We start from the raw sequence: 18,769 nt of genomic DNA on the forward strand, positions 1-18,769 counted from the left end.
TCAGACTAAACGGGTTTCGCACAAGCTAACGCTTATGCTAGGCGCAGGCAAATAAATAGCTCGCGCCCGGCCCGCGCCCGCAGCGAGTTATACGCCGTGTCGAAGTGGCTAAATTGAAAATAGGGCGCGAAATACGCCCGATATTCTTCACGGCTGCCGCCGAACGGCGGCTCGGCGGCGTTGGGAAACTCGGTGTCGAAGAGCAGGCCTACCAGCTTGCCACCTGGTCGTAGCAGCGCGGCGCACTGCCGGGCGTAGGCAGGGCGCAGGCTGGGGTCGAGGGCGCAAAAAAAGGTTTGCTCAATGACCAGGTCGAAAGCTTCGGTGGGGGGTAGGGCGAAGAAATCGGCTAGCCAGAGGTTTTCTTTGGGAAAGTCGGGCACGCGGGCGGCAAGGGCTGCCAGGGGCTCGGGCGCCAGGTCGGCCACTACTACATTTCGGAAGCCCAGGCGGTGCAGGTACTGGGCCTCGTAGGCCCGTCCGGCACCCGGAATCAGGATGCGAGGCTGCTGAACCACAGCTAGTTGGTCGAAATAGGCGCGCAACGGGGGGGTAGGGCCGCCCACGTCCCAGCCGGCGCGGCCGGGAGTGGCGTAGCGGGCCTGCCAATAGGCCGCATCGAAGGGCGGGAAAACCGTTTGCACCGCAGCTAAGTATAAAGAAGGCCGGAGCCGATTGGAAATTACGCCTATTTTTACCCGTGGCAAAGGTAAGTAGCGACCAGGCCGGTCCTGACGAGCACCTTTGTTTTCTGCCACTTCATCCACCCAGCCCCCCTCTTTATGGAGCCAAAACAGGAATATCCCGAACCCCGCCAAAACAACAGCCGTGTCCTTTTATGGGTCGCCCTCGTGCTCGTGCTGCTGGGCATCAACGGGGTGCTATTCTACCTGAACTCGCAGAAGAAGACTGAGAATGAGCAACTCACGACGCAAGTGCAGGCCAAAGACACGAAGCTGCAAGCCCAGATAAAGGAGTACGAAGATTTGAAATCCAGCTACGAGCGCCAGAGCCAGGACCTGCAAAAGCTGGGTCTGAGCAATGATTCGCTCCAAGCCCGTATTTCGAGCATTAACGCCGACTTGCTGAAACTGCGCTCGTTCAAAGCCGGCTCGTTTTCGGTGGCGCAACAGCGGCTTTTCAAGCAGCGAGCGATCAATCTGGAAAGCCAGCTTAAGAAAAAAGATGAGCAGATTGCCGAGTTGAAGCAGTCGAACGAGAATTTGTATACCGAAACCACCACTCTGAAGGAACGGCAGAACAAGCTGACCGACACCATCAGCACCATCGCCAAAACCAACCGCGACCTGAGCGATAAAGTGACGGTAGCCTCACGCGTGCAGGCCAATAGCATCCACGTGAGCGTGCTCAACAAGCGCGACAAGGAGAAGGACGACGACAAGGAGGAGTTTAAGGCCCGCAAGGTGGACCGCGTGAAGGTGACCTTTAACCTGGCCCGCAACGATGTGACGCCCAAGGATACCAAAACTATCTACATGCGCATCTTGGAGCCCGACGGCGCGGCCCTCTACAACCTGAGCACGGGCGGCGGCACTTTCACCGTGGATGGCCAGGAGGCCTTCTATACCATGAAGCAAGACGTGGTATTTGACAACAGCAAGCAGGCACTGAATTTTGTGTATGCCAAGGGCGGCGACTACAAAATCGGCCAGCACACGGTGGAGCTGTACGAAGGTGGTGCCCTGATGGGCAAAGCCACGTTTACGCTGAAGTAGAGTGCATTAGGTGCATTAAAAACAACAAAGAAGAACGTCCTGCTGAGCTTGTCGAAGCATCTCTGTCACGCCGCTGGATTAGCAACCAAACGGCGCGGTAGAGATGCTTCGACAAGCTCAGTAGGACGTTCTTCTTTGTTGTTCTATCTTTCCTCCATACCCCCCTCCCTTATGCCCACCCAAGCGCTGCTGAGCTGGAGCGGCGGCAAAGACTCGGCCCTGGCCCTGTACCACGCCCGGCACGACCCGCGCTACCAGGTGGCGCACCTGCTCACGAGCGTGAACGCCCACTACGAGCGCGTATCGATGCACGGCGTGCGGGTGGCGCTGCTCGAAGCCCAAGCAACGCGCATCGGTCTGCCCCTTACCCAGCTGCGCCTACCCGAAATGCCCGCGATGGCGGAGTACGACCAAGCGCAGCAGGCTACGCTGGGCAGCCTGCGGGCGCGGGGCGTGGAAGCCGCTTTCTACGGCGATATTTTTTTGGAAGATTTGCGGGCCTACCGTGAGCAGCAGCTGGCGCGGGCGGGCCTGCGCGGCGAGTTTCCGCTGTGGCAGCGGCCGGGCGCCGAGCTGCTGCGTGAGTTTCTGGACCTGGGTTTTCGGGCGATAATCGTGTGCGTGAACGAACGTTGGCTCGATGCCAGCTTCTGCGGGCGGCTGCTCGATGCTGATTTTTTGCGCGACCTGCCGCCCGGTGTAGACCCCTGCGGCGAAAATGGCGAATACCACAGCTTTGTCTTCGACGCCCCGTATTTCAGCGCGCCTATTTCCTTCACCAAAGGCGAATTGGTGCGCCGCACGTATGCGCCGGCCGCGGGCAGCGCCGCGCCGGCTGGGGCTGATGACCCCTTTGCCACCGGCTTCTGGTACCAAGACCTGCTACCAGCGTAGGGGAAGCTTTAGCTCGCCGTTTTCTAAAAGTAAAAGCCGGATTAATAGGTTGCTTTACGGCAGGCTAAAGCTTACCGCGCATTTGCCCGGCAGGCTAAAGCCTACCCTACACTTTTTTTGGTAAGCTGAGGCTTACCCTCCATTTTGTGCGACTTTTGCAGCCCTCCCTTTTGTCGCTCCTTCGCTTGATTTCTAAAAAATACCTGTGGCTGCTGCTGTTGCTGGCGGCTCCGCTGCTGGCTTCGGCCCAGCGCCGCCCTGCTACTCGGGCTGCCCGCTTGCACCCGCGCCACGCGGCGCCTACCCCCCCTAAAAAGGCCGTAGTAGGTCAGGCGCCCGCTTTTTTGCGATACCTGCATTCCAGCTGGGTCGATAGCCTGATGCGCACGCTCACGCCCCGGCAGCGGGTGGCGCAGCTGTTTATGCTGGCGGCGTATTCCAATAAACCCGCGATTTACCAAGACTCGATTTCGACGCTGATACGCGACTATGGCATCGGGGGGCTCATCTATTTTCAGGGTGGGCCGGTGCGGCAAACGCGGCTGCTGAACCGTTTTCAGCGAGAGAGCCGGGTGCCGCTGCTGGTGGCCATGGACGCCGAATGGGGCGTGGGTATGCGCCTCGACAGCGTGCTGAAATTTCCGTATCAGATGACGCTGGGTGCGGCCCCGGCGGCCGACTCGCTGCTCATTTATGACATGGGCCGCGAGGTGGCGCGGCAGTTTCGGCGGCTGGGCATGCAGGTCAATTTCGCGCCGGTGGTCGATGTCAATAACAACCCCAGCAACCCGGTAATTGGCTTTCGCTCGTGGGGCGAAAACCCGGCCGCCGTGGCCCGCCTCAGCCGCCTCTACATGCGCGGTATGCAGGACGCAGGCGTGCTGGCCGTGGCCAAGCACTTCCCCGGCCACGGCGACGTGGACGCCGACTCGCACCTGGGCCTGCCAGTGGTGCGCGTAGACCGCCAGCGCCTCGATACCCTGGAACTACCGCCTTTCAAAAACATGATTGCCAACGGGATAGGCGGCATGATGGTGGCGCACCTCAACGTGCCCGCCCTCGATACCGTGCGCGAACCCAGTACTTTGTCGAAACCTATTGTGACGGGCGTGCTGCGCCAGCAGCTGGGGTTTCGGGGGGTAGTGTTTACCGATGCCATGAATATGAAGGGCCTCACCAACTTGGTACCGCCCGGCGAGGCTGAAGTGCGCGCCTTGCTGGCCGGCAACGACGTGCTGGAATTCAGCAAAAACGTGCCGCTGGCCCTCACCAGCGTGCTGGCCGCCGTGGACAGCGGGCGCATTTCGCAGGCGCGCATTGATGAGAGCTGTCGGCGCGTGCTGGCCCTCAAGCAGTGGGCCGGCCTGCGCCGCTACCGGCCCATTGCGGAGCAAAACCTGTTTGCCGACCTTAACCCGCCGCACGCCCGCTACCTGGCCCACCGCCTCACCGCGCGCAGCCTCACGCTGCTGCGCAACCAGCGCAACTTGCTGCCCTTGCAACGCCTCGATACGTTGCGCCTGGCTACCCTGGTGCTGGGTGGCGAGCCTACCGATACCACGGAGTTTCAGCGGGCCGTGACGGACTACGACGCCCAGGTGGCGCACTTTCACCTGCCCGCCGCGCCTACTCTCGATGAGCTGGCCGATATGCGCGCCAAGCTATTTGGCTACGATGTGGTGCTGGTGGTGCTCCAAAGCCTGGGGCGCCTGCCCGCCACCAACTTCGGCATTGCGCCCGAGGCCAACCTGCTGCTGCGCGAGCTGACCAAACCCGGCCAGCAAGTGATTCTGAGCATCTTCGGCTCGGCCTACGCGGCGGCCAAGGTGCGCGACTTCGACCGAGCCAGTGCCGTGGTCATGGCTTACCAGGAAAGCCCCGAGGCCCAGCAGCTAGCGGCTCAGCTCATTTTTGGAGGGGTAGGGGCCGTGGGAAAGCTGCCCGTCACCGTGGCGAATAACCTGCCCGCCGGCTTCGGCCTCACAACCCAGCCCGGCCTGCGCCTAGCCTACGCCCACCCCGAGGATGCCGGCATGGACAACCGCCTGGAGGCGCGGGTAGATAGCCTGATGCAGCAGGCGCTGGCGGCCCACGCCACGCCCGGCGGGCAGGTGCTCATTGCCCGGCGCGGGGTAATAGTGCTGCGCAAAAGCTACGGCTACCAGCAATACACCGGGGCCGGGCAGGCGCCTACCCCCCTGCCAGCGGGCCAAGCGGCGCTACTAGCCGCGAGCAGCATGGCCAGCGAGCCCGGCGCGCAAGCCGCCAGCGCTGCGCCCGCAGCCAGCCGGCCATTGGCCAGCGGCCCCCCACTGGTGCAAAATACCGACCTCTACGACCTGGCCTCCCTCACCAAAGTGCTGGCCGCCACGCCCGCGTTGCTTAAGCTGCAAGAGCAAGGTAGGTTCAGCCCCGACAGCACGCTGGGGCAGTTGTTTCCTTTCCTGAAAAAGACCAATAAGGCCGGCCTGAAGCTGCGCGATGTGCTGGCCCACCAAGCCGGCCTGCCCGCCTGGATTCCGTTCTGGAAGGCCTTTACCAAGCCCGATAGCAGTCTGCGCCGCACCTGGTTTCGGGCCGACTCATCGGCGCGCTTTCCGCTGCCGGTGGCGCGCGGGCTGTGGGGCAGCCGCCGGCTGCCGGGCTACATCTACGGGCAAATCGGGGCCGCGCCGCTCAATGCCAAGCCGGGCTACGTGTATTCGGACTTGTCCTTTTACCTCTACCCCGAGCTGGTGCTCCGGCGCACGGGCCAGCCATTTGAGCAGTTTTTGGCGAAGGAAGTGTACCGGCCGCTGGGCTCTGGGCTGCACTTTCAGCCGCTGCACCACGCGCCGCTGCGCCGCATCGTGCCCACTGAATACGACTCGCTTTTCCGGCGGCAGCTGCTGCACGGCTACGTCGATGATGAGGGTGCGGCGCTGCTGGGCGGCATCTCGGGCCACGCGGGCCTCTTCGGCTCCAGCAACGACGTGGCGCAGCTGGCGCAGGCCTACGCCTGGGGCGGGCGCTACGGTGGCCAGCAGCTTTTCAGCCAAGAAATCCTGACTGACTGGACGCGCCAGCAGGCGGCCAACAACCGGCGCGCCCTGGCCTTCGACCGGCCCGCCAGCCCAGCAGCGGCCGGCAACACCGCGCCGGGCGCTTCGGTGGGTAGCTTCGGGCACTCGGGCTTCACGGGTACGTATTTCTGGGTCGACCCCGAGCGGGAGCTGGTGGTAGTCGTGCTCACCAACCGCGTTAACCCCTCGCGGCGCAACAACAAGCTGAGCGAGCTGAACTTGCGCACCCAGATTCAGCAGGTGGCGATTGAGGCGCTGCGCTAGGGCTGGGCAGCCCCTGGCTGAATTGACTTGCAAACCCAAGTTGCGAGGCATGCTCCCCGGTCCGCCGGCGCGAGCCGGCGGACCGGGGAGCATGCCTCGCAACTTGGGTTTGCTAAGTTGACATACACTGCCAATAGCTTTTAGCCCGCAGAAGCCGCAGCGGTTTGCGCAGAAGACGCAGAAGCAACTGCCTTCTTGTGGGCCAATTTAGCAAGTCAACTCTGCTGGCTGCTATCTTCCAGCTTCTATCCAATTTCCCACCCTACCCCCCCGCTTATGCTCGGACTCATGATGCAAACGCCCCTGCGCATCGCGGGGCTGCTTGAACACGCCGCCAAGTGGCACGGCACCACCGAAATCGTGTCGCGCCTGCCCGAGGGCGGCCCGCTGCACCGCTACACCTACGCCGCCGCGCACCAGCGCGCCAAGCAGCTGGCCAACGCCCTCACGCGCTTAGGTATTAAAGATGGCGACCGGGTCGGCACACTGGCCTGGAATACGCACCGGCACTTCGAGCTGTACTATGGCATCTCGGGCATTGCGGCGGTGTGCCACACTATCAACCCGCGACTGTTTTTTGAGCAGCTGGTGTACATCGTCAACCATGCTCAGGACCGGCTGCTGTTTTTTGATAGCACTTTCCTACCCCTCGTCAACAAGCTGGCGCCGCACTGTCCCACCGTCGAGAAGTGGATTTTGATGGCCGGGCCCGAGCACCTGCCCGCCGACTCGGCCCTGCCTGGCCTAATCAGCTACGAAACCCTGCTGGCCGCCGAAAGCGTTGAATTTGACTGGCCTACGTTTGATGAAAACACGGCGTCATCGCTCTGCTACACCTCCGGCACCACCGACGAGCCCAAGGGCGTGCTCTACTCGCACCGCTCCACGCTGCTGCACAGCTACGCCGCCTCGCTGCCCGACTGCTTCAACTGCGGCGCGCGCGACGTGATTTTGCCCGTTGTGCCCATGTTCCACGTCAATGCCTGGGGCGTGCCCTACCTGGCGGCGCTCAACGGCTGCAAGCTGGTGCTGCCCGGCCCCGCGCTCGACGCGGCCAGCCTCTACGAGCTGTTTGAGAGCGAAAAGGTTACGTTCTCGGCCGGGGTGCCCACCATCTGGTTTGGCCTGCTGAACTATATGCGTGAGGGCCAGCGCCAATTCTCCACGCTGCGCAAGATGATAGTGGGCGGGGCCTCATGCCCGCCGGCCCTGCTGCGCGCCTTCGACGAAGAGCTGGGGGTAGAGATTCGGCACGCCTGGGGCATGTCCGAAACTTCGCCGCTGGGTACCGTGAGTACTCTCAAGGGCAACCAGCTCGACCTGCCCGAGGAGGCGCAGTTCTTCTTGAAAATCAAGCAGGGCCGCGTCATTTTTGGCATCGATATGGAAATAGTGGACGGCGAGGGCCAGCCGTTGCCGCACGACGGCGTGGCCTTTGGCGACTTGCTGGTGCGCGGGTCGTTTGTAGTGGGCGACTATTTCGGGTCGCCTACCCCCGGCCAGCTCACCGCCGATGGCTGGTTCCGCACCGGCGACGTGGCCACCATCGGCCCCGAAGGCTTCATGAACATCACCGACCGCTCGAAGGACGTAATAAAGTCAGGCGGCGAGTGGATTTCGAGCATCGACCTCGAAAACCTGGCCATCGCTCACCCCGGCATCGCCGAGGCGGCCGTCATCGGTGTGCCGCACCCCAAGTGGAGCGAGCGCCCGCTGCTGATTGCCGTGATGAAGCCCGGCCACGAGGTAACTGGCGCCGAGTTGCTGGCCTTCCTGGATGGCAAAATCGCGCCTTGGTGGCGGCCCGACGCCGTCGAGTTTGTGGCCTCCCTACCCCATACGGCCACCGGCAAGCTGCTCAAAACGCAGCTACGCAAGGACTTCGCGGGCTACGAGCTGAAGTAGCGCGGAATCCCTGAGTCCACGCTACAAAAAAGTCCCGCCAGCAAGCTGCTGGCGGGACTTTTTTATGGAAAAATGATACTACTGCCGCTCCTGCAAGTAAGGCGCGAGCACTTCATACGCCTTTTTGGCGCGGGCTTCGTCGTGGACCTGGGCTGCCGCCTGGTACACGCTCTGCAGGGTGAGCAGGTAGCCGCGCTGCGAGTCGTCGAAAAGCGCACCGTCGTGGGTCTGGTAGTAGCTCAGGATGTTGATGCTGCGGGTCGTGAGCTTGTCCAGGATGGCGTTGGCCTTGTCTTTTTCGCCCACGGCGTAGAGCACCGGCACCAGCTGCGGCGTGTAGTAGTCGAAGGGTACCGCGCTGTCAGGCATCACGGTGAGGCATTTGTTGGCCACTTCCTTGGCCTTGGCCAGGTCGCCGGCGGCCACGTAGGCATTGGCGAGGCGGGCGAATTTGTCGCGGTAGTTGGCCGGGAAACGCAGGTTGTTCTCGTCGTAGAACACGCTGGCGTTATCGAGGCCGCGGTACCGGAATTTGTTCATTAGGTCGTCGTAGCAGATGGATTTCTCCACATAGCCCTCGTCGGCGCGCTTGTCGTAGGCCGGGTCGCGCAGCGGCAGCAGGCGGTAGGCCATGCCTTCGAGCTGGAAATAGGGCTGCAGGTTCATGTAGTCCGACGGGGCCACCGTGGAGCTGAAGTAGATGGGCTGCTTCCAGTTGTTGGTGGCAATCATGTCCAGAATCACCAGGTTTTTCTTCTCAATGGCGCGCTTGCCCATGCTCCATTCCATGTGGCTCACGAGCTGGTTCTGGCGGTCTTTCGGAATGATACCCAACGCCTTTACCGCCGCCGTGTCCACGTTCAGGAAAAACTTGGGGGTAGGGAAGGTCATGGTCGAGTAGTTGCCTTCGGTGTACTTCAGCAGCGGGCTACCCTGCCCCACGAGGCTGATAAACTGCTTGAGGTCGAGGCTGTCCACGGCCGGGTTGGGCGAGAAGGGCAGCATGTCGTTGTTACCCTGCGCGTAGGTCGCGTCGCTCATCGAGATGGGCACGCCCTGCGAGAGGTAGGCGCGGCGCTTCATCTGCTGAATATACCAGTCGGTGTTCAGATACGAGAGCACGGCCACGCGCACGTCGGTGCGCACGCCTTCCACTTCCTGAATGTACCAAAGCGGGAACGTGTCGTTGTCGCCGTTGGTGAACAGGATGGCATTCGGGGCGCAGCTATTCAGCAGGTTGCGGGCCGAGTCTACCGAGTTGTAGCGGCCGGTGCGGTCGTGGTCGTCCCAGCCCTGCGCCAGCAAAATGGTCGGCGAAATCAGGCCCAGCAGAATGGCCACGGTGGCGCGGGCATTCTCGGCCTTTAGCATCGACGCCAGCGCCTGGCCCAGCCCAATCACGCCCAGGCCAATCCAGATGGCAAACGCGAACGTGGCACCCGTAAACGTGTAGTCACGCTCGCGGGGCTCCAGCGGCGGCTGGTTGAGATACACCACAATGGCGATGCCCGTAAATAGGAACAGCAAGCCCACGATGAGCGCGTCGTGCCCGCGCCGCTTTACCTGCACAAACAAGCCGATGAGGCCCAGAATGAGCGGAATAGCGTAAAAATTATTGTGCGCAAAGCTGCCGCCAACGCGGTCGGGCAGCGTGCTCTTGGGTGGGCTGAAGGGCGTGATTACGCCCGCCTGCTGCACGTCCGAATCGCGCCCAATGTAGTTCCAGCCGAAATAGCGCCAGAACATGTGCCCAATCTGGTACCGGAACAGGAAGCCCAGGTTCTGACCCATCGTGGGCTTTACGCCCTCCTGCAAGTCGGGCACCCATTTCTTATACTCTTGAATGTGAGAAGGTTCGTAGCTGTAGATGCGGGGTAAGAGCATCTTGTCGGCGTCGTTGTAGCCGGGCTCCTGGGCGCGGGGCAGGATTTCGACGTAGTGGCCATCCTGGCGCTTGTAGCGCGGGGCGCCTTCTTCGTAGTGGTCGGGCTGGGCGTTGAACTGCGGGCCGTAGAGCAGGGGCCGCGAGCCGTACTGCTCGCGCTTGAGGTAGCTCACGAAGCTCAGCACATCCTCGGGGTTGTTTTCGTTGATGGTGGGGTGAAACGACGAGCGAATCGGCACAATCAGGTAGGTCGAGTACCCGATGAGGATGAACGTGAAGCACAGCATGGCCGTGTTCAGCAGCTGGCTGCGGCGCTGGTACGAGAGCCGGAAGCCAAACCAAATGAGGCCCACGAACAGTAGCAGGAAGATAACCAGGCCCGAATCGAAGGGTAGGCCCAGGGTGTTTACGAAGAATACCTCAAACCAGCCCGCCAGCGTGGGCAAGCCCGGAATGATACCCACCAGTACCGAGCCCACAATGATGAGGCTGACCACCAGCGTGATAATGCCACCCATCACATTAGGGTTGGCCGAGCGGCGGTAGTAGTAGATGAACGCCAATGCCGGTACGGCCAGCAAATTCAGCAAGTGTACCCCGATGCTGAGGCCAATAACGTAGGCAATGAGAATGAGCCACTTATCCGAGTCGGCATCGTGGGCGTGCTCTTCCCATTTCATCATTATCCAGACCACAACGGCCGTGCACAGCGACGACATGGCGTACACCTCGCCTTCCTCGGCATTAAACCAGAACGAGTCGGAGAACGCAAACGAGAGCGCGCCCACTACCCCCGCGCCCAGAATGAGCAGCGTTTGGTAGCCGGTCGGCTCGGGCGTTTCGGTCTCAAACTCGCTGCGGGCCACCAACAGCTTGCGCCCCATGCGGGTGATAATCCAGAACAGAAACAGCACCGTAAACGCGCTGCTGAGGCCCGACAGGGCATTTACCAGCACCGGCACCTTCGTCACGTCACCAAAGCTGAGCAGCGACATCAACCGTCCCAGAATGAGGAACGTCGGCGCGCCCGGCGGGTGTGGCACTAGCAGCTTGTAGGAGCAGGCAATAAATTCGCCGCAGTCCCAGAATGAAGCCGTGGGCTCCAGCGTGAGCATAAAAACGACGGTAGCGATGGCAAATACCACCCAACCGACCAGGTTATTCAACCGTTGAAAAGAACGCATACGGGGCAAAAAGGGCCGGCTATTACTGCCAAGAGCAGCTACCAGCCAACCAGAGGGAAATTCCGTTATAGCTAAACCATTGCCATTTGGCAAGAAGCCCCCAAAAGTAGGCAACAACCGCCGAGGGTTGCGTGGGGGGGTAGGGCTGACGCATAAAAACGTCTGTCATTGCGAGCGTAACGAAGTGGAGCGCGGCAATCTTTCCTGCTTGTTGGGCTAGTAACCCAAATAACAAGGAAAGATTGCCGCGCTCCACTTCGTTACGCTCGCAATGACCAACGCTTTTTGAAAACCTTACAGCAGCGTGAGGCGATTGGTGCTCACGGCCTTGTCATTGACCAGCAGCGAGCAGAAATACAGCCCGGCCGGCAAGCCGCTCACGTCGAGGGGTAGGCCGCTGCTGGCGGTGGCCAGCGGCAGCGGTAGCAGGCGTACCTCGCGGCCCAGCACGTTGCTCAAGCGCAGCTTGTAATCGGGCCCGAGCTGGGCCGAGAGCTGCACCATGAGCTGCCCGCGGGCCGGGTTTGGAAACAGGCTCAGGGTCGGGTTGAAGCCCTGAAGCGGCACCGGGGCCAGCACCGAGTGCAGGGTGCGGTTGCCGCGTAGCGCAAGGTAAATGTTCGTTTTGGTAATAGTCGCGTTCGGCATGGCCACGTAGCTGCCCAACGTGGGCATAGCCCACACGGCGGGCGCGCTCTCGGCTAGGGTAGGGTGCCCTTCCGAAGGCCAGGCCAGCTCAAAGTGACCGTTGGTCGACCGGCTCTGAGGCAGGAAGGCGACGGAGCTGCCCGGCGTGCGCTGGGCGGCGTAGGTGGTGGCCCCAACGGCCGCCGGCAACAAGGCCAGGGCAGCTAAAGCCAGGGATAAAATACGAGTAGCAAGGCGCATGGGCAGGAGAATTAGGAGGCGCAGCCGTAAAGGCAGCGCAAGTTAGCAGAATATCCGCTGGTTATCTACGAATACAAGCGGCGTGCCGAAGTATAAGTTTCTGAGAATCTGGGTAAAGTCTGCCAAAGCGGCGCTTTACCAGACGAAACGGGGGGTAGGGACGCGAGAAAATGTGGCGCGTTGCGGCGGCGACTAGCGCAAATCACTAACAAGAGGACATCGCCCTCCGCGCCAGCCCCAGTGTGCGAGCCCTTGTAGGCCTGCATCACCGCACCCGCACCACGCCGGCGCCGCTCACCGAGCGGTACTCGCCGTTGTACATGGCCTCGGCGCTGACGGGGCCGAGCTGGAAGGTGCCCTTGCTCACGGCGCGGGCCAGGTAGGCGAAGATTTTGGGCTGCGGCGTGGCGGTGGTGAAGATGTTGAGGCGGTCGTCGCGCACGTCGAGGTAGTCGGGTTGGGCGAGGTGGGGGAGGGTAGGGAGGTCGCGCTGCACGCCGAGGCGCGGGTTTTCGATTTCGAGGCCGGCGGGCAGCAGGTCCGTGATGGCCACATTCTTGACCTCACCGGCCGCGTCGCCGCTTTGCAGCGCGATGACGACCAGCACCAGGTCATTTTGCTGAAAAGTTGGGTTGGTAAGCGGCTTACCGTCGCGGGTGGCGAAGTAGCGGCGCACCTTGAGGTAGTGGTCTTCCTCGGGCACGCGGCCGCTGGCGCGCACGCCCTGCTGCTGCCAGAAGTAGTAGAGCGCGCCCGCGCCGCTGGGCTTTATCATCAGCGTGCGGTTGGCCACGTTGTTCACCGTGAGGTCTTTGCCATCAAACTTGCCCACGAGCTTGCCGTCGGCCAGCAGGTCGGCCACGGCGGTGCTGGCCTGGGCGCGGCGCGCAATTTTGCCCAGCGCCAGCAGCGCGAAGGCCCGCTCCTGGGTGTTGAGGTAGGGCGCGTCGTGCACCTGCCGGCTCAGCTGGCGGGCGATGGTATTCACCTGCGGGTTGGTCGGGTCGGCGCTCAGCAAGGCGTTGAGAGCCAGCGCCTCGTCGCGGATGGGCGAGGCTAACGCGCCGCCTAGCTCGCGCTGCGCCCGCTCGGGGCTAAACTGCCGGGGTAGGGTTTCCTGAAAAGCCCGCTGTTGGCCGCCCAGCGCGTAGGTGCAGGCCAGCAGGAAGCGCGCATCGGCCGTGAGCAGCGGCCGGTTGGCCCGGTAGTAGTTGAGGGCCACGGCATCCTGGCGGCCGGCCAGGGCCAGCACGTAGAGCGAGTAGGCGATTTCGCGCGGGGCAATGATGCGCTCGCGGGCGATGTTGCCGGCGTCGAAGTACTGGTACTTCTCCGTCTCGCGCTTCTTGAGGCGCAGCTGCAAGTAGCGCAGCGTTTTATCCAGAATAGATTGGTTCACGGCGAAGCTGGCCTGCTTGGCTTCGAGCAGAAAATGCGCGGCGTAGGCGGTGGCCCACCAGTTGTCGTAGTCGCCGCCCGGCCAGTAGCTTAAGCTGCCGTTGTAGAGCTGCATGCTCTCGATTTTGCGGATGGCCTCCTGCACGTGGTAGTTGGGGTTGTAGCGCTGGGCTTTGGCCCGCGTCCCTGTTTGCTGCCGCAGCGTGGCCGCCAAATCGCCGAAATACAGCTGCGGAAACGCGGCCGACACGGTTTGCTCCAGGCAGCCGTAGGGGTATTCGAGCAGGTAGTTCAGGTCCTTGGCAAAGGCCGTGAGCGGCGAGCGGCTCAGAACCAGCTTGCTGCGCAAGGTGCTGGGTAGGAAGTCGCTGCGCAGGTTGAGTGTGGCCGGTGCGCTGGCCGTGGCCTCCCCGCTGCCCGTGCGCGAGGCCAGCGGCGCGGCCGGGCGGATGGGAATGTCAATGGTTTCTTCATTGATAAACTTCCTCATATCCTTGGATTCCACGACAATTTTTACTTGTCCGTTTCCAATCTGTTGGGAAGCATTTGCGTGAAATACTGCCCGTTGCTCAGTGTTTGGTTTTAAGGTCAGTAGATTGACCATCGGCAGATTCCATTTAGGAACATCCGTACCCGCTTCACGTGAGTTTAGTGGACCGCTCACCTGAATTCCCACGACTACATTGAGCGGCTTATTCGTCGTATTCGTCAGCGTCACCGGCACGTCAATCGTGTCGCCCGGCGACATAAACCGCGGTAGCGCCGTGGAAATCACCACCGGGTCGGCCACGCGCATGGTTTGCTCGGCGTTGGCAAAAGCGTCGTCTTTGTAGGCCACGGCCATCACGCGCAGCGCCCCGCTGAATTGCGGCACCCGCACCCGGTAGCGCACCAGGCCGGCGGCATCGGCGGTGAGCAGGCCGCTCCACTTGGCCACCAGCTTCACGCGGCGGCTGGGCACGGGCGAAGTGCGGCGGGCCATGTCGGCCGCGTCGCCGCCGCTGCTGCTGCTGCCCAGCTCGGGCAGCAGGAAGGGGTACACGTCGAAGGCGCTCACTTCGAGCGCCCGCTTCTGGTAGAAGTAGCCGTAGGGGTCGGGCGTCTGGTAGTTTTTGCGCTGCAAAATGCCCTCGTCCACCACCGCCAGCGTCACTTGGGCACGCGGCGCGGTGTGTACTTCAATGGTCTGGAAGGTCTGCGAGCGGCTCAGGGCGGCCGCCTTCAGGGTGAGGGGTAGGCGGGTGCCGGGCTTCTCCACGGTCAGCGGCACGAAGCCGCGGGCCACAGTGAGGGGTAGGGAATTGTCGGTGATGGGCCGGATGGCGGTGGCCGTCACGTACACGTTGGGCACGTGGCCGGCGCGGATGGGTACGCTCACCCGCGCCGATTTTTGGTCGCTATCAACGTAAAAATGGTCGAATACGTGGTCGCGCTCCACCGTCACCAGCACCCGGCCGGCGAAGGGCGTTTTGAGCAGCAACTGAGCCGTTTCGCCCGGCTCGTACTTTGGTTTGTCGGCCTCTATCGTCACCTCGCCCTCGGTGTTCACCTCGAAGGCATTGCCGGCCGTGTCGCCGCTGCCGTAGGCGTAGAAATGCGTGGCCACGTAGCTGGCCGCGCCCGGCCGCGCCACCCGCACCTCGTACTCGCCCGAGTAAATGGGTGTAAAACGGAGTGGTACTCCGTTTCCGGAAACGCTCATAACCTGACTGCTAAGCACTTGCTCGCGCTTCTGCGAGTTATATACGTAGCGCCCGCCCTGGCGCTCCAGCACCGTTTCCCAAAGCAGCCGCACGATGCGCACCTGCGCCGGCGCCGTGGTGGGCCGCCCGCCCGGCGTGAGCGCCACCAGCTTTATCGGCACTTCCTGGCGCGTGCTCACCAGCTCGGGCAATTTCTGGATGCCGAACATCGCCGCCTGGGTCTGCACCTCGAAGGTGGCGAGGCGGTTTACCGGCCGGCCGGTTTCGTCAAAAATCGTGGCAAACGCTACCCCCTCCAGCGTGCCCAGGTCGCGGGCATCGGGCAGCGTGTAGGTAGCGGTGCCGCGCCCGGCGGCGTCGGTTTCGCCCTGGCGCACCTCCTTCTGGAAGCGCGCCGCGATGCCGGCCGGGGGCGTATTCTCGCCATAATCGTTGCGCTGCGGCCTTTCGCCGGTGTTGATATCGAAGTCGTAATCAGCATAGTTTTTGGCCGAAAACTTCTTCTCTTTCAGCGAAAACTCGACCTCAAACTTGCGCCCGGCGGCCGGCGGGCCAAACAGGTTTTGGGCCAGGATAGTGGCCGTCACGGTTTGGGCCGGGCGCAGCACGGCGGGCGCGGCGGTCACGGTCACTTTCAGCCGGTCGGGGATGAATTCCTCCACGCTCACCGCCTTGGAGGTCAGCAGCACGTCGTTGCCGGTCAGCACTTCCAGCGAGTAGAGGCCCGTCATGGCCGTGCCGGGCAGGATAAAGCGCGACTCGACCGCGCCGGTGGCGTTCAGGCGGCCACCCAGGCTGGCGTATTCCTGGCCGGTGGGCAGCAGCAGGCGCACCTTCACGGGCAGGCCGGCGGGGGGCGTGCGCCAATCGTCGGCTCGCACCACGGTGTTGGTATAAATAGTGTCGCCGGGCCGGTACAGGTCGCGGTCACCGTACAAAAACGCCTGGTAGTGGGCGGCGTTGCTGGTCAGCCCGCCCACCTCAAAGCGCGAGGTTTCGACCTGGCTGTTTTTGAGGGTGAGAAAGGAAAAGTCGCTGCCGCTGGTGGCCGTCACCATGCCCAGCTTCAGCGGCGAGCCCAGCACGCTGTCGAGCCGGGCCACGCCCTGGCCGTTGGTGGTGGCCGTGCCCATGAGCTGGTTGTTGGTCGAGATGAAGCGCACCGCGGCCCCGCTTACCGGCCGCGCCGTACGCAGCGAGTTCAGGAATACCACCGCGTTGCCGCCTACCCCCTGCTTTATAATCAAGCCCAGGTCGGTGAGGGCCACCAGCTTGTCCTGGCGCAGCCACTGGCGCTCGGTGTCCTGCACCCGCACCACGTACAATCCTTTGAGTGGGCCGCTGAATTCCAGGTCTTTCAGGCTGAGATTGAGCAGGCGCTGGCCGTTCACTTTGCTGAGCCCGGCCGTGGCGTAGCGCCGCGTAAAGAGCACGTCGCCCCGGTTTTCGAGGTCGTAATACTGGTAGCTGCGGTCCACGTATTCGCCGTCCTCGCTACCCCCTCCTTCGCCGTCATCGTTGCTCTCGTAGCCGTACTGCTTGTCCTGGCGCAGCAGGTCCTGGATGTTGCTGGCGTAGACTTTGGCCACCGTCACCTGCACGTTGTCCACCTCGTTGAGGCGCAGGGCCAGGTTGCGGTTCCCGTTGGCGCCCAGGTACATGGCTTTATCGGCGCTGGCAAATGCGATGCTCGGCTGGCTGTTGCCAAAGCTCACGGCCTGGTCAAACTTCTCGGCCAGCTGCCCGCCCAGCGCCCCGCGCACGCCGGGGCCAATGCTCACCTGGTAAGTCTTGCCTACCTCGAAGCCACCGCGCAGCAGCAGGCCACTTTCGAGCGCCTCGATTTCGAAGGGCACGGCGGGCGTCACCTTCAGCAGGGGCTGCATGTCGGGCACCGACACGGGCTGGTTGGTGAGCAGTGTCACCACGGCTTTACCGTCGAGGATTTGGCCGGTCAGCTCGCGCACTTGCAGGGTTTGCTGGTCGGGCACCTGGGCGTCGGCTTGCAGGGCGGCAGTGGTGGGCTGGCTGCCGGCCACCGCTTCGAGCCCGCTTTCGACCTCGAAGTGCAGCGGCTGGTCAGGCCTGATTTCCTGGTTGATGGTCAGGCCCAGCGTCTTATCGGGTTCGGCGGCAGTGAGCGTGAACGCTACCGGCCTACCCCCCTGGCTGAGGCGCAAGCGGGGCCGTAGGTCGGCTGGCCGCACGGGGTAGTTGAAGAGCACGTTGGCGCGCATTTCGGCGGTGCCCGCCGCCCGGCTGCTGCGCCCGTAAAACACCTGCGCCCCACCCAGCTGCAAAAACGGCGTGTGAAACTTCGCCCGGCTCAGGGTCAATTTCTGCTTGCCCGAAGGCAGCGCCGCCGGCCGCAGACTAGCCGAAAACGCCGTGCTGGGCCGAAACGGCTCTAGCGGCGAAAACACCAGCTCGCGCCCATCGTTCTGCCACTTAAACTTGCCTCGGATGGCGGGCTCAAACTGCACGTAGCGCGTGGTATCCCAGCGCCCCGCCTGCCCGGCCGGTACCACCGGCTCATCGAAACTGAACACCAGGTTCTGGTACGGGTCAATTTCGTCGCCAGCCGCCTGAGCAGCCGCATCGGCCTGGCTTTGCCCATCTTTTTTGGAGCAGGAAAAAGTGGCTAGCAGGGCCAGAAAGAGCAGTGGCAGCAGGCGTTGTCGGGGCATAGCGGGGTAGGGGAGGAGCGAGGCAGGAAAGGTAGGGTAGCTGGTTGATAAAAAGCAGACCCTTTGAGATTAAAAGAACGTCATGCTGAGCTTGTCGAAGCATCTCGCTCGCGCCGTGAGGATTACTAATTAAACGATTTGAGCGAGATGCTTCGACAAGCTCAGCATGACGTTCTTTATACCGCCGCTCGGCCACCTGTTTGGTATAATCTCCATGCTTTCTCACCCCCACGAAGTCTTTCTCGAAGTAGCGCAGCGCCTGAGCTTTACCAAGGCCGGGCAAGCGCTGTTCATTAGCCAGTCGGCGGTGAGCAAGCAAGTAAAGGCGCTGGAAGAACACTACAAAACGGGCCTTTTCGAGCGGCTGGGCGGCAGCGTGCAGCTCACGCCGGCCGGGCAGAAGCTGTATCAAAAGCTTTTGCAGGCCAAGCAGTTGCAGCAGGAGCTGCAGCAGGAGATGAGCGAGGTGAGCCCGGCCTTCGCGCCGGCCGTGCACCTGCTCATCGGGGCCAGCACCACTATCTCGCTCTACGTGCTACCCCCGGTGGTGGCGGCGTATCTGCGGCAGCACCCGCAGCACCAGCTCAGCCTCAAAAACCGGAACAGCGACAACATTCTCAAGGCGCTCTTGGAGCACGAGATTGAGCTGGGCATTATCGAGGGCATCCACAAAGTCAGCAACGTGACCTACACGCCACTGCTCACCGACGAGGTAGTGGCGGTGTGCGCCGCCGACAACCCGCTGGCCGGCCGCGAGCTGGTAGCCAGCGACTTGCTCAGCATTTCGCTGGCCCTGCGCGAAGTGGGCTCTGGCACGCTGGCCGTGCTGGAAGAGGCGCTGGAGCGGCACCACATTCGGCTGGCGGCCCTGCCCGTGCGGGTACGGTTGGGCGGCACCGAGGCGCTCAAGAACTTCGTGCGGGTCGAAACCACCTGCCTGGCCTTCCTACCCCGCCAAGCAGTGCTGAAGGAACTGGCGAGTGGCGAACTAAAAGAGGTGAAAGTCAAAGATTTATACTTGAAAAGGCAATTCAGCTTCATTCAGCGGCGAGGCACTGAGAACAATGGGCCGTACCGGGATTTTCTGCGATTTACCCAGCGTTACTATTCCGAAAAGGAATAGGCTATGCGAAAACAACATTTCGCTGGGGCATAGCAACCTG

The 18,769-nt window shown here is 62.5% G+C and carries 9 protein-coding genes; 5 read left to right on the forward strand and 4 right to left on the reverse strand.

The window, feature by feature from the left end:
* Nucleotides 1–32 precede the first annotated feature (32 nt).
* The gene (locus tag E4631_RS01260) at nucleotides 33–644 is read right to left on the reverse strand and encodes a methyltransferase domain-containing protein (RefSeq protein WP_133658284.1); all 612 of its coding nucleotides are present in this window, start codon (nucleotides 642–644) and stop codon (nucleotides 33–35) included.
* Between the two features lie 138 nt (nucleotides 645–782).
* Here E4631_RS01260 and E4631_RS01265 point away from each other — a divergent pair, with 138 nt between their 5' ends.
* From E4631_RS01265 to E4631_RS01280, 4 genes are all read left to right on the forward strand, one after another.
* Nucleotides 783–1,736 carry a hypothetical protein gene (locus tag E4631_RS01265; protein WP_133658285.1) on the forward strand — a complete coding sequence of 318 codons (954 nt, stop codon included), beginning with the start codon at nucleotides 783–785 and terminating at the stop codon, nucleotides 1,734–1,736.
* A 171-nt stretch (nucleotides 1,737–1,907) separates the two neighbouring features.
* The gene (locus tag E4631_RS01270; protein WP_166648139.1) at nucleotides 1,908–2,630 is read left to right on the forward strand and encodes a diphthine--ammonia ligase; all 723 of its coding nucleotides are present in this window, start codon (nucleotides 1,908–1,910) and stop codon (nucleotides 2,628–2,630) included.
* A 185-nt stretch (nucleotides 2,631–2,815) separates the two neighbouring features.
* On the forward strand, nucleotides 2,816–5,956 hold the full coding sequence (locus E4631_RS01275; protein ID WP_133658286.1) for a glycoside hydrolase family 3 N-terminal domain-containing protein: 3,141 nt from the start codon (nucleotides 2,816–2,818) through the stop codon (nucleotides 5,954–5,956).
* A 276-nt stretch (nucleotides 5,957–6,232) separates the two neighbouring features.
* Entirely contained in the window at nucleotides 6,233–7,861 is a 1,629-nt protein-coding gene (locus tag E4631_RS01280; RefSeq protein ID WP_133658287.1) for a 3-(methylthio)propionyl-CoA ligase, read from the forward strand.
* A gap of 78 nt (nucleotides 7,862–7,939) precedes the next feature.
* Here the strand turns inward: E4631_RS01280 and E4631_RS01285 are convergent, their stop codons facing one another.
* The 3 genes from E4631_RS01285 to E4631_RS01295 form a co-directional block, all read right to left on the reverse strand.
* Nucleotides 7,940–10,930 carry a DUF2723 domain-containing protein gene (locus tag E4631_RS01285; RefSeq protein ID WP_133658288.1) on the reverse strand — a complete coding sequence of 997 codons (2,991 nt, stop codon included), beginning with the start codon at nucleotides 10,928–10,930 and terminating at the stop codon, nucleotides 7,940–7,942.
* Between the two features lie 294 nt (nucleotides 10,931–11,224).
* Nucleotides 11,225–11,818, reverse strand: a complete 594-nt coding sequence (locus tag E4631_RS01290; RefSeq protein WP_133658289.1) for a T9SS type A sorting domain-containing protein — start codon at nucleotides 11,816–11,818, stop codon at nucleotides 11,225–11,227.
* A 265-nt stretch (nucleotides 11,819–12,083) separates the two neighbouring features.
* Entirely contained in the window at nucleotides 12,084–17,606 is a 5,523-nt protein-coding gene (locus E4631_RS01295; protein WP_133658290.1) for an alpha-2-macroglobulin, read from the reverse strand.
* A 214-nt stretch (nucleotides 17,607–17,820) separates the two neighbouring features.
* On the opposite strand from E4631_RS01295, the gene E4631_RS01300 reads away from it, so the two are divergent.
* Nucleotides 17,821–18,729 carry a LysR family transcriptional regulator gene (locus E4631_RS01300; protein WP_133658291.1) on the forward strand — a complete coding sequence of 303 codons (909 nt, stop codon included), beginning with the start codon at nucleotides 17,821–17,823 and terminating at the stop codon, nucleotides 18,727–18,729.
* Nucleotides 18,730–18,769 lie beyond the last annotated feature (40 nt).

It is taken from the genome of Hymenobacter sp. UV11 (assembly GCF_004684095.1).
GTDB lineage: Bacteria > Bacteroidota > Bacteroidia > Cytophagales > Hymenobacteraceae > Hymenobacter.

What these genes read in the sequence shown, in the direction of transcription:
- E4631_RS01280 (WP_133658287.1), top strand. Translation starts at nt 6,233, where the DNA reads ATGCTCGGACTCATGATGCAAACGCCCCTGCGCATCGCGGGGCTGCTT.
- E4631_RS01295 (WP_133658290.1), bottom strand. Translation starts at nt 17,606, where the DNA reads ATGCCCCGACAACGCCTGCTGCCACTGCTCTTTCTGGCCCTGCTAGCC.
- E4631_RS01290 (WP_133658289.1), bottom strand. Translation starts at nt 11,818, where the DNA reads ATGCGCCTTGCTACTCGTATTTTATCCCTGGCTTTAGCTGCCCTGGCC.
- E4631_RS01285 (WP_133658288.1), bottom strand. Translation starts at nt 10,930, where the DNA reads ATGCGTTCTTTTCAACGGTTGAATAACCTGGTCGGTTGGGTGGTATTT.
- E4631_RS01265 (WP_133658285.1), top strand. Translation starts at nt 783, where the DNA reads ATGGAGCCAAAACAGGAATATCCCGAACCCCGCCAAAACAACAGCCGT.
- E4631_RS01300 (WP_133658291.1), top strand. Translation starts at nt 17,821, where the DNA reads ATGCTTTCTCACCCCCACGAAGTCTTTCTCGAAGTAGCGCAGCGCCTG.
- E4631_RS01270 (WP_166648139.1), top strand. Translation starts at nt 1,908, where the DNA reads ATGCCCACCCAAGCGCTGCTGAGCTGGAGCGGCGGCAAAGACTCGGCC.